The organism is Catenovulum adriaticum, assembly GCF_026725475.1.
GTDB lineage: Bacteria > Pseudomonadota > Gammaproteobacteria > Enterobacterales > Alteromonadaceae > Catenovulum > Catenovulum adriaticum.
The window spans coordinates 489,862-506,490 of sequence record NZ_CP109967.1; the positions used below are offsets into that span (position 1 = coordinate 489,862).

Genomic DNA, 16,629 nt, shown 5'->3' on the forward strand with positions numbered 1-16,629 from the left:
TTTTCACTTCTTGGTTAACGTAAATAAATTTACGGCTTCTTTAAGCTTGTACGTTTTTCCATCAAAATCAAATGTTTGTGCTTGCTTATTTTGTTGCTGATAGGCAATTAAATATTGACGGCCATCATTTAGCTCAACAATGATTAGGCTCACACCATCCTTGCGTTCAAAGCTTAAATTTTGAATGCTGGTTTTGCTTTTTAAGGTATATTCTTTAGCTGGATTATATTCACCATGCGCTTCTAACAAACTAACAAACTGATGCTGTGCTTGGTCTTTAACACGTAATACAAAAGCTTTGTCTTCTCGCAAGTTAAAATTAGGATCATTAGCGCCGGCGCGTGCAAACAACACGTTTAAATTGTTGTCATTTACCGTGCTCAATGTATAGAATCGGCCATTATCGTTTAACCAAGTTAATTGGCTAATCGCTTGTGATTGTTCGGTTTGAGCACTAGCCGTTAACCACAAATGTTGGTAACCATTAGCCGTGCCCAGTGGTTTTAATTGCTCAGTATGAGCCTGATATTTAAAGTTTGATTCAATAAAATGACCATCATAATGAAAAGCCAAATCATATTGATGAGGGGTACTTGATTGTGCATTGAACACGTCAATCACCCAGTCGATGTTTTCATCTGGAATGGATACCAAAGCGGTGGTTCTTGCTAATTGAATACCTTGGTATGCAGTATCAATTGACGCAGAGACCAGTTTTACTTGATCTGTATTTGCAAATAAATCGACTTTCGGGTGATGTTGATTCCCGACTTTAGTAACCCCATTAAAGTGACTGGTTTCATCTGCAATTAAAGTATTATGTGCAATGCTTTGCTGTGCATAAGAGTCGTTTTCTGGTAAATAGCGACCACCAAATTTAGCCACTACGTTTAAAAATCGAGCCGCACCATAATCGGTTAAAATCTCGGTGCCTTGATCGTAATAAGACAACCCTAGCTTATCAAAATGACCATGACCCAACCCTTGAGAGGTTGCTTTTACCGTTGCGACACTGGCATTTTTGCTACTATCACTGCGTAGTACAACAAATGCACCATTGTCGCCAGTAGCCCCGTCACCAAAAGCTTGAGTTTTAAACTGATAATCTGTTTGTAAACCTTTATCTAACGCGTTAGCAACTTTTAAACCATCGCCCGTTAATAGCACCCGGTTTTGCTGTTTGGCAATATCCAGTAAACCCGTTTCGCTGGTAATCCCATAAGCAATCGCAATACCATTGACTAATTCAATGGTATCAATACCTTTGGATTTTATTGCATCGTTAATTGGAAAAAATAGACCATTGTAACTTAACTGAGCGGTCGTGTTAATCGCTTTTAGTAAAACATTATCACGATATTCAAATATTTTTCGCTCTGGCTGATTATTTTCAATGGCTTTAGCAAAAGTAACAAATGGCATTAATGCATAACGTTGATAATAAGGGCCTTCGTTATAATAACCATTTGGTGAAAACAACTCGTCCAGTTGGCGCATAAAACCACCAGTACCCGATTTGTCTAAACCATAAAGCGCTTTTTCAACCCATTCAGGCTTATCTAATACATAACCTGTCATGCCAACAGCACAAGTTGCCCAAGTGCCATGATTGTGTACTTTATTAAAAGTTTGTGGTGATTGCTCAGATAAAAATAAAGCAACTGGCTCTAAAACACCTTTCTCAATGGTCTTTCTATCTGCTTTTGATAAATGCGATACCACAGCATCATAGGCTTGAATGGTATGTACTAACCAAACGGCTTCGTTTAGCCCTTGCCAAAATAATTGGCCTGGGTTGGAGCTTTTAACTTCTGGGTGAGCGCCTAATGTTGGATATAATTTTGCGTATTCCAATAAAACAGATTTAACAAAGTTGGCATATTTAGGATCCTGGGTAATTTGAAACAAAGTCCCTGCATCAAACATAAGTCGATAATTATTTTTATGCACTTCGTGGGTGTAGCCGCCCCCTGCATCTTTTGGAACGGGCACGTTAATTGGCTGAGTTAACACACTATCAATATGTGCCTGTTTTGCTAAAAACGCAGCCTGAAACCGACCACTTTTTTTAACTGCTTCACGCATTTTTACAACATCGTTAAAGGTGTTAACCAAATTTGGATGCTCTACTTGCACTTTAGTGCTGTCAGATAAAATTTCACCCGCATAGGTTGGCGAAATCATGGCCATGCCAGTGGACGATAGCGCTAAACCGACTACAAATGCATGGTTTACATTAATTAATTTCATGATAATCGCCACCCTTATTTAAATTCGTTATCTTCAATGGTTGCCGTTGGTGCTTGGTCAAACACGAGTTCAACTGCCTTTGGTGCTTTCGTTTTTGCAAACTCATTATTTCGGATAACCGTTATTGGGTCGCCTACTGTATGTTCAACTTTAATCAAAGCGCTATTTTCAAACTGGTTATCTTCCACCACTGAAACTTGCACCCCATGTAAGCGAATAGATGCTTGTAATTTATTGCGTTTACCCGATCCCACTTGGCTAATCTGGTTGTTATGCATTGCTAAGTGCGGGCCAAAAGTACTTTCGTCAGTACCGCCGCGGTATAAATCCAACAACGCCCCTTGCACTTTTTTAAACTCATTATTTTTTAGCACAACGTATTCAGCGTTATAAATACCAAGGTCGTCAGTTTCTTGATTTAACCTGAATAAGTCACCTGTAATATTGCTAAATTCACTATTAGTCACTTCAATCAGGTCTGCAAAACTACGCGCGCCAGCGTCGAAAAAATGATAAGAATGATTCACATCTAAATTCATAACTTTGCTGTTATTCATCACAAATTGATAGTTGTTATACATGCCCCATTTTTGAGTTCTAATCAGCATATTGCCGCTTGAATCAGGGCTGTATCGACCACTTAAAGTAATACCGTCTAACTTTAATGAGCCTTTATTTTGAATCTCAAATAATGAACTTCGCTGTGGGTAAATCACCACATTGGCATTGTTTGCCGCTTTAAAGGTAATGGTTTTATCGACTGCCAAAATTTTACGCGCAATATATTCACCACTGGCAAGCTCAATCACGTCTCCCGACTGGGCATTTTTTAAAGTGTCGGATAAAACACTGTCTGCAGGTTTAATTGAAATTAACTTGCCGCTATTAAAAGGCTTAGCCAAATCTGCTTTACTGTACCAAGTTGGCCCAGTATCTTCTTTGGCCAATACGCGCTCTAATTTTGCACCAACTGAGGTATTTCTTAACACAGATAAGCCATTTGCATCTTGCGTTAAGTTAAGTTCTTGTTGAACCAAACCTTGTTTAATTTGAGTTGGTTTAAAATTCACCAGATTATTATTAAATGTAATCCCACTGATATCATCTAACAACGTAAAAGGTGATTGATTATTTTGATTAATAATTAAATTATTGCTAAAACTTGAATTTTTTGGGGTTGCCGTTCGCTCGCTGTCAGAGCCGGCACCTAAATAAATGTTTTCAACATTCACTAACGTATTATTTTCAACGGTTGCGTTTACCACTTGGTGATAACGGTTAATAGGTGAATTAGGCACCCCATTCATTATGGTAAAGCCGCTACCGAAACGATAACCCGTTAAATCAGCTAAATAATTATTACGGACTGTTTGGTCGCGATTAATCACGCGGATACCGCCAGTGTGATCAACACCATTACCAAAAAACACGTTATTTTCAATCAAGTTACCGTTACCATGACGAAGCGTTAAGGTGCCACGAGATTCAAAAAATACATTATTTTTAATTTGGTTTTTGCCTGACTTAACTGAAATAATTTCAACTTCACCATCGCAACGATCAAAATAGTTATTCTCTACTCGGGTAAATGAATCACTTAATGAATAATGGCTGGTGCCAATGCGCAGTGTTTCACCGCCATTTGAACCAAATACAGGGCGTGGACCAAAATAGTTATGGTCAATTAAATGATGGTTTTGCTGGCTTGCTTCGTTATTTAAACGAACCGCCATGGTAACGCCTTTGTTTCTTTTACCACGTAAAAATGAATGGTCAAAACGATTATGCTGACCATAAAGCGCTACCCAATAATCTGATTCAAATCTATCTGGGTTGCTAAATTCGTCGATTACAACTTCTGTTACTCGGCTATGATTCGCCAATTCTTTATCGTTGTATTTAAATGAGATAACAGAGTTACTTGGCGTGTAGCCATTTTTAAAGGTTAAGCCTGAAACAACAAGGTGCTCACCTGCTAAACGTAAATTTGATTGGCCAGTTAACAAAACCTGACCTTTGTTTTGAGCTTTTAAGGTAATCGGCTTGTCTTTTGTGCCTTGCCCTTTAAATACAATTTCAAAATTTTTCCATTCGCCATTTGCTAAAATGACAGTGTCGCCCGCTGATAACTTTTTAACAGCTTGCTCGTAATCTGCTTGATTCGATACTTTATAATCGGCAGCAAAAACAAAACTACTGAATAAACATAACGCGCTGCTCACTAAAAGTTGAGACTTTTTCATGCAAATTTTCATACAAAACCCCTGCAGATTTTAAGCTTAAAAAGCAGAGCGCATCTAAAGTAGGTAGCGATGCGCTCCATAGATTAATTAGCCATATTTAATGGCAAAAATATGGCTAATGACCGCTTAAAACTTAGCTTTAAAGCTTAAGAAATATTTAGGACCTGAACTTGAGATCAACGTTGGGGTTGTGTCTGTAGTTCGAGTCATGTATTGAGCTTCATCTAATACGTTTTTAACTTTAAAATATAAAGAGTAGTTTTTATTGAATCTGTATTTGGCCGTTGCATCTACGTACTCAAACGGTTCAACATAACGGTTTGCTCTAGCACCTGTATTAGGCTGGAAGTATTTTGAACGCGATTTATAAAGCACGCGGAATTCAAAATCCCCTATATCCCAATATACTGAACCTGAAAATACATGCTTGGAGAAGCCAAATAAGTTTGCAGAATCGACAAAATCAAAACCTTCTTGCTCTAACTCACCCTCAGCGTTGTAAATATCACCAAAAGCACCGTCTTGGTTATCAAATGATGAACTCGCGTAGTTATAAGACATTTTAGTCCCTAAACCATCAAACGGCTCTGGTAAAAAGGCAAAAGCTTGTTGATAAGAAAACTCAATACCTCGCAAATAAGCTGGCTCGTCAGTATAGGTATTTGAGTTAACAACAACAGGCACTTCAACATCGTCTAAAATGGTGCCGTCATCTGCTTTTCGGCGGAAGTTTAAGGTTTCATCTAACGAAACACTGCGGAAGTTCGCATTAAATTTTTTGAAGTAAAATGCCGTTGATAAATACATATCTTCTGATGGATACCATTCTAATGAAATATCCGCATTTTCTGACATTAATGGATCTATATAAGGGTTATCACCGTCTACCCGATTAATTAATTGTGATAAAGAAGTAATATCATTATCTTCGTTATCATCAATAACACGACCAGCGCCTAAATCTTGCAAATTAGGTCGTGACATCGCACGGTATAACGCCCCTCTTAATAACACCTCATCATCTAGATGAAAGGTAATATTTGCACTAGGTAAAAAACGAAGTGATTCGTTTTTGCGCACTATGGTTTCTACTTCGTCACGCTCGCCAGACAAACCGATAGAATAATTAATTGTACCGTCATCTTGTGTGGTTTCAGTAATATCATAAGGTAGGCGATAGCCGGTCGATTCTACTTTCGTTTGGACCATACGCACACCTACATTACCCGTTACGTCATAACCGAATAATGAGGTATAAATATTACCCATGGCATAAGCGGCAAAAATGTTTTCGTCAATTAAATCATCACCCGGGCTGCGGCGATCATCATAAGGGCCAATATCAACAAATGAATAAGTGCCATCAGCTTGTAACTCACCTACTTGTGAAATGTTAGCAAAGCCACAACGACCATCAAATTGAGCCCATTGATCGGCTGGCGTACCGTTTTCAGTATTACCAGAGATCGCATTGCCGTCTTCACTCGACATCCATTCTGGATTAGACCAATCTTTGAAACAGTTGTTAATTAATAAGTTACCAATTTCGGTGTCGTCAACTCGATATTCAGAGGCATCTTGCACTACACCGGCTTCATAGTCGTCATCGTAATGTGGAATAACCGCTCTATCGTCATCATTATCTGAATATAACGATTGTTCAGAATAACGTACACCCGCTTTAACCGTTGAGAAAAAGCCATTGTCTAATACATATTCAGCATCAAATTTAACTGCTTTAATTCGGTCAAAACGCTCTTCCATTTCACGTTCATAACGGTTGGTTGTTTCGTTTCCGTTATTATTCTCGGTTGACCAAGATTGTGGATCGGTTGGGTCGAATACACCAACACCTGTATAACCAGATTCGCCTTCAGCTAGACGATTTTCATCTAAAAAAGTTAACTGAGGTAAACGATTATTACGAATGTCCATTGAATAATTCCAATAATCATTGGTAACAACACGAGATTTCCAGCTGGTACGATTACGCCAAGATTTAGAATAAGATAAATCCATCTCAATGCGTAAGCTGTCATTCACATAATGTTCAATGTTTAAACCTAAGCCATTATAGGTTTCATCTTCTTCACGGTAATAACCTTGAGCTTCAAGTTTAGCGATACCTGTGGCATATAAAAGCGAATGGTCTTCACCAATAATATGGTCTTCAAGTTCACGTCGAGCACTGGTTAATATAAAATCGTGTCTGTCTTCAAAGTAAAAATTATTTGAATACTCTAAATCAAAATTAACATCCCAATCTGCGTTCGGTTGCCATTGCACGGTACCAACAAAAGCTTCACGCTCATCTTCTTCTTCTTGATTACGGAAGGTATAACTTGAAGGCACTAAAAAGATAGAATCTTTATCATAATCATCAATATTTTCGCGAGTAACGTTGGTATTAGTGCCATCGTTATTATCTTCACAATCGTCAGCGACAGCTAAAGGTGTACCGTCTGCTAAACGCGTTGCACATGAATACATATTTGAACTTGATAATACGCTTTCTTCTGGATTTGAAGAGTCAGAAACTTTATAACCCACTGAAAAACCAATATCACCAAAACCTGTATCTCTGAACTGATCAACATACGAGACGTTAAACTCACTGCCTAAACCGCTATAATCATCTTGGCGAGCAGTGTGAGAATTATAAACCCCTTCAATTTCAGCAATTACTTGACGCTTGCCGTAATCTAATGCTTTAAGTGGGTCAACATTAATTGTACCGGCAACACCGCCTTCAATTAAATCAGCTTGCTGCGATTTATAAACCACCACTTTATCGCTTAATTCAGACGGGAATTTTTTAAAATTAACCGCTCTTGAATAGCCTGCACTAGTTACGGTTCGCTGGTTGAAAGTCGCATAGCCCAAAAATGGACCTAAACCACGAATCGACATTTCCGATGCACTACCTTTACCACGGTGGCCAGATACACTGGTAATGTTTTCAATAACATCAGAAAGCGATAACCCAGGTAATTCACCAAAATCAGCCGCCGCAATTGCATCAACAATTGCAACCGTATTTTTCTTTTCGCTTAAAGACCGGGTCATAGTTGCGCGTGTGCCAGTTACTTCAATAGTCTCAGTTTCTTGAGCTTCTACTTCCGTACCTTGTGCGTCCTGAGCGTATGCAGGAGATATAGCTGATGCTAGCAAAACCCCCGAAACTGCTTTACTAAGCAAACTAAAATTAAAGTGTGTGTTTACATCTTTGTTAATATTTTTGTTAATTTTTTTCATAGTGCTTGAGCCTTAATGTTGTTAACGCCTCTGCGTGATCATTCTGACAGACAATATAATCTAACCAAAAACCCAAACCCATGTCAAACAGTATTTTAAATTTATGACTTACAAAAAATAACCTTTGTAATACACAGGTTATTATAAAAATTGTAATACAAACTAATTCACAAATTGATAATATTGTGTACAATAGACTATAATTATTAAATCCGTCTTATTTATTTTGGGTAGGTCAATGAAAAATAAAAGAATGTTTTGGAGCATAGTTGAAAAAATTGAATCCAGAATTAACTCTGGTGAATTTGCGCCGGGCTCACGGCTGCCACCTGAAAGAGAATTTGTTGAATGCTATAATGTAAGTCGCCCAACGATTCGTGAAGCCATTATTGCTTTAGAAGTACGTGGCCGAGTTGAAGTAAAAACCGGTTCAGGCGTTTATGTTTTAGAACAAAAAGATGACTCTCCGAAAGATGTCAGCATCAGTGCATTTGAACTCACTCAGGCTAGAGCTTTGTTTGAAGGCGAAGCCGCCGCTTTAGCCGCACTATCGATTACAGATGAACAACTCGTTGCATTAGAAAAAACCGTTGACCAAATGGATCAAGGCATTAATGTTGAAGCCGCTGATCAGGAGTTTCATTTAATCATTGCAAAAGCAACTAAAAACAATGCAATTTTAAATGCCATTTTAGGTTTATGGAAAATCAGAACTAACCGCACCGAAGTGATTCAAGCTTACAAAGAAATTTGTAGCCAGAGCCACCAAAAACGCTTAGAAGAACATAAAGAAATTTTAACGGCACTTAAAAAGCGTGATACAAATAGTGCTAGAGCAGCTATGCATAAGCATTTCCAACGCTTAATAAATGCCTTGTTTGATGCAAGTGAAGCAAAAGCACTTGAGCAAATTAAAAAGCAAACGTCTCAAACTCGCGGTTTATATTCACTTGATCATGTGGTGGATTAAAAGCGGTTATTAAAATGATAATTAAAGCAACACAAGGATGTAAATTGCTTCATAAACTAAGCTAAATACACTTCAGTTACAGCCCTACTCATTCGAGTGACTTATCAAATCAATTACTTCAGCTAGACTATAAATGGCAAATTGACCTGTGGAATGACAGGTTATGATAACATTAAGCTAAGCTTAGCAGTGGGAACCGCTCATTTTGAGTTAATAGCTTTAATCCAAAATGAGCGGTTTATCTTAAATTTAAGTCGCTTTATGAAAAGAACAAACCCGCATTAATATCTACGCAATTACCTGTCATATACGAAGATTCATCTGATGCTAAAAATGCCGTTAACTTTGCAACTTCTTCTGAAGTGCCTTCACGTTTTAGTGCAGTCGCACCTGCGACTTTATTTCTCACTTCATCTTGGGTGAAAGTATCGTGAAAGCCTGTGCTGATCATGCCCGGACATAAACTATTCACTCTAATATCTGGACCGAGCTCTTTTGCTAAACCTCGTGTAAATGTCATGATTGCGCCTTTAGAGGTTGCGTAAGCCACTGCACCTGGGCCACCTCCATCTCGAGCTGCTTGGGAAGCAAACGTAACTATACTGCCACCAGAGGGGATATGAGGGATAGATGCACGGCACATCATAAACAAAGAGGTTAAATTAACATTCATTACCTTAAACCAGTGCTCGTCAGACATTTCTGCAATTTTGACTCTGTCAATTAAGCCTCCAGATACATGAATCAAACTATCAATTTTACCAAACTTACTCACGGTTTTACTGATGACACTTTCAACATCTGATTTTAAAGTTAAGTCGGCTTTAATAGACAATGCTTCAACGCCATAAGAACGAATTTCTGCTTCGGCCATTCTTGCTGTTTCTTCACTTGAAAAGTAAGTTAACGCGACATTTGCGCCACGTTTAGCAAACTCAATCGCACAGGCTTTGCCAATGTCACGCCCACCACCAGAAACCAATACTGTTTTATTTTTCATATTTTGCATTACCGTCTCCAAAAAACAATTTGTATTACACTTATTAAATATAATGTATTACAACAAAGGACGCAAATTATAATACCAATCAATTTAAATAATTTTAAAACCTTTATATTTCAGTAATTTAACAATAAATACCACTAATTTTAATTTTTAAACAGTAATTAATCACTTGCCAAACAAACGATTAAAATATATTTTACAAAGATTGCATGACTTACAAATTAAAAATATCGGTAAACAAATATGAATTACACGCCTAAAATACATATGACAACAATATTGTTAATCGCTTTGATTGGTTGTGAAAATGGCAAAGTAGAGACAAGCGAGCCAAAAGAGCAAGCTAATTTAGGCTTTGAGTTTGAATGGCAGGATTGGTCGCATACCGCTCAGGCATCCATTTCAAATCAGGCATATAGCGGTAATTACTCAGCGCAAATATCGGGGCCAAGTGATGCTTTCGAGAAAAGCTTTACCGTAGAACCCAACACACACTACCAAATCAGTGCGTTTACCAAAGGCAACAGTAAAATTGGCGTCAAAACCGATAGCAATAATAAATTTAGCACCCAAAACAATGGTGACACTTGGCAGCGTCATAAGTTAAGTTTCAATTCGTTGCAATCTAACAGTATTGTTGTTTACGCTGCCTATAACCAAGCGCCTGCTTGGTATGATGAATTCAATTTAACAAAAACTAACCCGCCAACAGACATAACAAACTGCGAGCAACCATATACACTTCCAATAACAAGTGCGGCTGCATCTACATTTAACGCATCGTTCAGCGGAAATTTAGCAATTGACAATAACTTGTCTGACAATTCTAGGTGGTCATCAACAGGCACTGACGAAAGTCTCTTGTTAGATTTAGGTGAAATCAGTGTTATTAATTCACTCGATATCAACTGGTATCTGTCGAGCATTAAAAGCAGCTATTTTGAAGTAACTACCTCGCTTGATGGTCATTTTTGGCAATCACAACTGACTAATCAAGCAAGCAGTTTATCCGTTAATGGCTTTGAAACATTTCAATTAGATCCTCATCAAGCCAGATACCTAAAAATTATCGCTCAAGAAAATAGTATTGATGATGAAAATAGCTTGCTCGAAATAAAAGTAAAGGGTTGCAATGCTTCTGGGCAAGCGCAAAATAATTTTAATTTGAACCCTGATCTTCCCCCTTCAGGTAATTTCGATTTATTGGACTGGACGATTAGTGTGCCTATTGATGAAGATGGTAACAACCGTTCAGATCATATAAAAGAACAAGCACTTGCTAATGGTTATACTCATTCTGATTATTTTTACACAGCTGACGATGGCGGCATGGTATTTAGAGCCACGGTCGCCGGATATAAAACCTCAACCAATACCAACTACACACGCTCAGAACTCAGAGAAATGTTGCGTCGGGGTAAAACTGAAATAGAGACTCAAGGGATCAGTAAAAATAATTGGGTATTTTCGAGCTATCCAGCCGATGTACAAGCTAATTACGGGGGAGTAGACGGCACACTAACCGCAACCTTAAAAGTTGATCATGTCACCACAACAGGACAAGACTATCAAATTGGGCGAGTCATTATTGGACAAATTCATGCAGCCGACGATGAGCCTGCACGTTTGTACTACCGAAAATTACCTAATAATTCAAAAGGCGTTATTTATTTAGTGCATGAACCTTTAGGCGGTGATGACCAATATTATGAAATGATCGGTAGCCGTTCAAATTCAGCATCAAACCCGACAGATGGGATAGCTTTAGGTGAAATTTTTAGTTATAAAATTCAAGTTACAGGACATAATTTAAATGTGACCATTAGCCGAGAAGGTAAAGCAGATGTGGTACAAACTGTCGATATGTCAAACAGCGGTTACCACTTAGTGGATGATGAATACATGTATTTTAAAGCGGGAGCTTACAATCAAAACAACTCTGGAGAGGATACTGATTACGTGCAAACCACTTTTTATCAATTAGAGAATACACATTCCGAATACGATTATTAACCATGCCATAACGCCATGATTACGCGTTCAGCTCAGACCATTGCTGAACGCGCATTTTCATTCATCTAGATTTTAAGCTTGATGTAAACCGCCATTACTAATGACAAAACCAACCTGTTCCCTACTTCCCTCATAAGTGTACATGATCATAAAGCGGCACTAAAACTGTCCAACTGGAAGGGTATTTACTTTAAAATGAATAAAATGCACCTTTGGTAAAAATTCTGCCTTGCATACCCGAACTTAGATGCTATAAGTTTGTCAGAATCAAATATGTCAGATATACCCCAAGCGACTTTAAAATACTTCACCCATAGCTAAACGCATATTATTAATGCTCACAACTAATACTCACAACCACTGTATTGGAAATTATAGCTTGAAAGCCAAAGCTTTAGCTTTGATACCAACACAATAGCGATAAAAAGATCACTATTTGTCTTGGATATAAACATACTTTAAAAGGAACCTTATGAAACGCTTACGTCAATTTAATCACTTTAAAATGTCAATCACTTGTTTATTAGGTACAAGCCTTTTGTTTTCAACTTTTTTAGCGACTGCGCAACCAGAATATAACGCTGAGCTTGATGGCTTTGAGTACCCTCACCCAGTCAACAGGTTTGAGTTTGAATCGCAACAGCAAAATCTCCAAATGGCTTATTTAGATGTCACTGGGCCAACACAAAACGGTAAAACCATTATATTAATGCATGGCAAAAATTTTTGTGCCGCCACTTGGGAAAATACCATTACCCCTTTAACTAAAGCTGGTTACCGGGTTATAGCGCCTGATCAAATTGGGTTTTGTAAATCAAGTAAGCCGCAAGCGTATCAGTTTAGCTTTCATCAATTAGCGAATAATACAAAACAGCTTGTCGATAGCTTAGGCATTGAAAAAGTAACAGTCATGGGGCATTCAATGGGTGGCATGCTCGCTACACGTTATGCTTTAATGTTTCCAGAGCAAACTGCTCAATTGGTTTTGGTTAATCCAATAGGCCTTGAAGATTGGCATAAAAAAGGAGTGCCTTATCAAACGATCGACAAAAATTATCAAGCTGAACTAAATAAATCAGCTAAAGGCATTCGAAACTACCAACAGCACACTTACTATGTTGGAAAATGGGAACCTAGATTTGACCGTTGGGTTAATATGTTAGCGGGCATGTATGCCGGTAAAGATAAAAAATTAGTGGCTTGGAATCAAGCGCAAACGTCAGACATGGTATTTACACAGCCAGTAGTTGATGAGTTTGAAAATGTGAAAGTACCCAGCTTACTGTTAATTGGCGAAAAAGATAATACTGCAATTGGCAAAGCAAGGGCTTCAAAACAGCTCAAGAAACAATTGGGTCATTACCAAGTTTTAGGTGAACAGGCTGCTAAAGCAATTCCAAATGCTAAGCTTATTGAGTTTTCTGATTTAGGGCACTCTCCTCATATACAGGCACCCGATCGTTTTCACAAAGCTTTATTTGAGCATTTGCGCTAACCACTATCAATCAATACCAAGCTTGGCTCGCAAAATAATATTTGAAAAACCCAAAAAAAGACCCCATTGGTTAGTTTAACCAATGGGGGTTTAGATTATTTATAGCTGGATAGCTTCAAGCTATAAATTAGATAAGTTTTCATTAGAACTTATAAGTGACACCTGCAGTAACACGGCGGTCAGCTAAACCTTGGAAACACAGTAAAGCGCCTTCATTAACACAAGACTGAGTAATTTCAGATTTCGTTAAGTTAACGGCTTCAATGCCCACATTTAAATTTTCATTCACATCATAACTCACACTCGCATTCACCTGACCTCGGTCATGAACAACAACCGGGAAACCTAAAGTACTGTTTCGCGATGCGCCCGCTGCCGTGTCATCTGTGCGATAAGCTTCACGCCATGTATAACGTAAACGAGCTGACAAACCATGTTTTTCATAATAGCCAGTGATGTTATAAGCATTTTCAGAGAAATCTAACAACCCCTGAACCGCAGTCACTTTTTGGAAATTACGTTCATCATAAATGCCGTTAATTGCGTTAAAGATATCAGTACCACGCGTCGCAGATTCATTCTCAACTGAGCCACCATCATATTCTTGGATGGTGTAATTTGCTTGAATACCAAAACCTGATGCCCAGCCTAGTTCTTGCTCAAAACTTGATAAGTCGTATTGGAATGCCATTTCGATACCTGACTGAGTAATAGTATCAGGATCATTTAACGAGGTTTCAATATCAACACACAAACCTTCCTGAGCTGGATTACCTAATTGATTAGGCTGAACCGCAGGATTATAAATACCGCCACCTGGACAATTTGGATCTGTGTCTCTAAAGCCACTTGCAAATACTTCAGCACTTTCTGTACCCGTTACAAATAAGTTTTCAATATCTTTGCTAAAATAACCAATGCTTAACACGGCAGCTTCAGCAAAATACCATTCAGCTGAAAGGTCAAATGTAGTCGCTTCCATTGGCGATAAACTCGGGTTACCAATTTCTACAGAAGCATTTTCATTTGTTCCATAGCTCACAGAAGTATTTAAGTTACCATATTCAGGACGTGTAATATCTTTACCCCAGCCTAAGCGAATTGCAATATCGTCAGTTACATCTGCAATCAAATTTAAGCGAGGTAAAGTATAGCTGTACTCACCTTTGTTATTTACTTTACTCACAACACCATTTACTTCGGTATTACCAATTGAAGATACTTCAGTTTCAATATGACGAATACCAAAATTACCGCGTAACATTTCGTATTCAAAGTTTGCCTGTGCATAAACGGCTGTTGTTTCTTCTTCTACTTCAAAGCCGGCCGTTGAAGACGGGATTCTATTTAAATAATCAACGTCATTACTAAAGCTAAAGCCCTGATTAACCATATTAGTGCGATGCGTATCCATTGCAGTATGTAATGTATCAATTACCTGATCCGGGTCATTAAAAGCTAATTCAGGATCAACAATTAAATAGTTACGCAAAGCCAATTCACGACCGTCGGCATCACCAAAATTATCTGGTCCAGCAACCAAAATATCACTAAATAAGCTGCCACTTGGGCTATCAATCATTTTACTGAAACCACCAATTCGGTCAGAAACTGATAAAGACTCATGAGATACTTTATTAAAACGTATACCTGCATCAACCGAGGTAATCACGCCGCTATCTAAATAATAACTCGCATCCACTCTAAAGGCATCGTCACCATTTTTAGTATCTCCATGACTATAATCCACTTGATCTAATACCGTATTGCTTGGGTCAAGCAACTGATTAACGGTAGGCGCAAATTGCGAATCAAAGTCAATACCAAAAGCAAGTTGATCACCGGTTAAGTCATATGCAAATGGTACTGCATTATCATTACTCGTGCTTGAAGTAATATCCCCGTTTGCATCTAAACCATCTAGTGGCGTGTTTGGATTGATAAAGTTTAATTGAGTATCTAATTTAGGAGTCTGAGTATCTGAACTCGCGCTTGAAAGCTCTGCGCTCACTTTTAAATTAGCAGTCACTTGCCACTGACCACCTAATCGAAATAATTTAGTGTCAGTTACACGCGCACCTGTATCACTGTTAAAACGCAAATTTGGATCATCATCATCAACCGATAAATTAGGTTGGATGGTACCAACAGTCGCAGCTTGGATACTGCCTAGGTTTTGACCACCTAAAGAGCCAAAATTAACAGTTTCAAATGCGGTTGGTAAATTATAATTAAGTACCGCACTTACACCTGAACCTTGTACACGAGTACTTTCTTGACGTACTTCTTGATCAGTTAAAATAGCATCAAAGAAGAACTTCATATCGTCGTTAGGGGCAAACTCAAACGAAGCTGCAACATTTTTAGTTTCGTATTCAAAATTTTCAGTTTCCTGATTTAAAAATTGAATCCCTAAAAAATCGAATGACTGAGCAATCGGGCGTTTATTGGGCTGATCTTCAGTTTGTGGATTACCGTCATCATCAACGCGAATCACATCTGCATTTACATTTTCAACTAAGCTACCATCACGGTCAACACGGGGACGAAACGAGGTTGCTTCTTGACGTGAAAGTGCGGCACTCACTACAAAACCAAACTTACCTGCTTCAGTTTCCCAATTATCACCGTATGCGCCTGAAAATCTGGGCATAATGCCATCAGTTGTTAAGCTACTATCTTCACCTTGAAGGCGAACCGTTGCCAAAGTTTCATCTAAAGCTAACGGACGAATTGTTTTAAGGTTAACCGTACCACCAATTGAACCTTCAGTGGTTTTTGCTTGCGCTGCTTTCGTTACTTCGACGCCCGCAATAATACCTGCGGATAAATCTTCAAATTTCATCCCTGTACGGCCATCGCCAGTTCCTACCGTTTGAGCACCATTAATTTGGACAATATTACGGTTACTACCCCGGATTTGCACGCCAGTTCCCACACCAGCAGTACGAGTAATTTGAATACCTGTAATGTTCTCTAATACTTCCGCTAAATTTTGATCAGGTAATTTACCAATATCTTCAGACTGAATCACTTCAACTAAATTATTTGCGTCGCGTTTTTGGTTTAGGGCGCTTGTTAATGAAGCTCTAATACCTTGAACCTGAATAACTTCCGTTTCGTCAATTTCTTGCGCTGCATTTACATTCGCAACCATGCTTAAAGCACTGGCTGAAAGTACAGAAACCGCTAATTTCGATAGTTTAAATTGCATTGTATGACCCCTTGCTACTTATTATATTCGTTAGACAACTCAGTAATTGTTTAACACTTAAGAAATATTGTATTACAACGTCTGAGATTAAATATAATTCATTCCAGGAGCATTGTAAAACATAAATTTAACTATTTGCTGACAAATAAGCTAAAAATATACAGAAATTAATCATTTAAGGTT

Annotated in this window: 8 protein-coding genes; 3 read left to right on the forward strand and 5 right to left on the reverse strand. The window is 38.2% G+C overall.

Annotated elements, in window-relative coordinates:
• Positions 1 to 3: 3 nt before the first annotated feature.
• The 3 genes from OLW01_RS17880 to OLW01_RS17890 form a co-directional block, all read right to left on the reverse strand.
• Positions 4 to 2,250, reverse strand: a complete 2,247-nt coding sequence (locus tag OLW01_RS17880) for a heparinase II/III domain-containing protein (protein ID WP_268076864.1) — start codon at positions 2,248 to 2,250, stop codon at positions 4 to 6.
• A 14-nt stretch (positions 2,251 to 2,264) separates the two neighbouring features.
• Positions 2,265 to 4,505: a polysaccharide lyase 6 family protein gene (locus OLW01_RS17885; protein WP_268076865.1), complete on the reverse strand. Its 2,241-nt coding sequence runs from the start codon at positions 4,503 to 4,505 to the stop codon at positions 2,265 to 2,267.
• Between the two features lie 114 nt (positions 4,506 to 4,619).
• Positions 4,620 to 7,748, reverse strand: a complete 3,129-nt coding sequence (locus OLW01_RS17890) for a TonB-dependent receptor (RefSeq protein WP_268076866.1) — start codon at positions 7,746 to 7,748, stop codon at positions 4,620 to 4,622.
• Positions 7,749 to 7,986: 238 nt separating this feature from the next.
• On the opposite strand from OLW01_RS17890, the gene OLW01_RS17895 reads away from it, so the two are divergent.
• On the forward strand, positions 7,987 to 8,718 hold the full coding sequence (locus tag OLW01_RS17895) for a FadR/GntR family transcriptional regulator (protein ID WP_268076867.1): 732 nt from the start codon (positions 7,987 to 7,989) through the stop codon (positions 8,716 to 8,718).
• Positions 8,719 to 8,977: 259 nt separating this feature from the next.
• On the opposite strand, the gene OLW01_RS17900 is transcribed toward OLW01_RS17895, so the two are convergent.
• Entirely contained in the window at positions 8,978 to 9,727 is a 750-nt protein-coding gene (locus OLW01_RS17900) for an SDR family NAD(P)-dependent oxidoreductase (protein ID WP_268076868.1), read from the reverse strand.
• A gap of 240 nt (positions 9,728 to 9,967) precedes the next feature.
• Between OLW01_RS17900 and OLW01_RS17905 the strand changes: the two genes are divergently transcribed.
• Together OLW01_RS17905 and OLW01_RS17910 are read left to right on the forward strand one after the other, a co-directional pair.
• Positions 9,968 to 11,737: a polysaccharide lyase family 7 protein gene (locus OLW01_RS17905; protein WP_268076869.1), complete on the forward strand. Its 1,770-nt coding sequence runs from the start codon at positions 9,968 to 9,970 to the stop codon at positions 11,735 to 11,737.
• Between the two features lie 472 nt (positions 11,738 to 12,209).
• The gene (locus OLW01_RS17910; protein WP_268076870.1) at positions 12,210 to 13,232 is read left to right on the forward strand and encodes an alpha/beta fold hydrolase; all 1,023 of its coding nucleotides are present in this window, start codon (positions 12,210 to 12,212) and stop codon (positions 13,230 to 13,232) included.
• A 142-nt stretch (positions 13,233 to 13,374) separates the two neighbouring features.
• Here the strand turns inward: OLW01_RS17910 and OLW01_RS17915 are convergent, their stop codons facing one another.
• On the reverse strand, positions 13,375 to 16,446 hold the full coding sequence (locus OLW01_RS17915; RefSeq protein ID WP_268076871.1) for a TonB-dependent receptor: 3,072 nt from the start codon (positions 16,444 to 16,446) through the stop codon (positions 13,375 to 13,377).
• Between the last annotated feature and the right edge of the window lie 183 nt (positions 16,447 to 16,629).

What these genes read in the sequence shown, in the direction of transcription:
- OLW01_RS17880 (WP_268076864.1), bottom strand. Translation starts at nt 2,250, where the DNA reads ATGAAATTAATTAATGTAAACCATGCATTTGTAGTCGGTTTAGCGCTA.
- OLW01_RS17885 (WP_268076865.1), bottom strand. Translation starts at nt 4,505, where the DNA reads ATGAAAATTTGCATGAAAAAGTCTCAACTTTTAGTGAGCAGCGCGTTA.
- OLW01_RS17890 (WP_268076866.1), bottom strand. Translation starts at nt 7,748, where the DNA reads ATGAAAAAAATTAACAAAAATATTAACAAAGATGTAAACACACACTTT.
- OLW01_RS17895 (WP_268076867.1), top strand. Translation starts at nt 7,987, where the DNA reads ATGAAAAATAAAAGAATGTTTTGGAGCATAGTTGAAAAAATTGAATCC.
- OLW01_RS17900 (WP_268076868.1), bottom strand. Translation starts at nt 9,727, where the DNA reads ATGCAAAATATGAAAAATAAAACAGTATTGGTTTCTGGTGGTGGGCGT.
- OLW01_RS17905 (WP_268076869.1), top strand. Translation starts at nt 9,968, where the DNA reads ATGAATTACACGCCTAAAATACATATGACAACAATATTGTTAATCGCT.
- OLW01_RS17910 (WP_268076870.1), top strand. Translation starts at nt 12,210, where the DNA reads ATGAAACGCTTACGTCAATTTAATCACTTTAAAATGTCAATCACTTGT.
- OLW01_RS17915 (WP_268076871.1), bottom strand. Translation starts at nt 16,446, where the DNA reads ATGCAATTTAAACTATCGAAATTAGCGGTTTCTGTACTTTCAGCCAGT.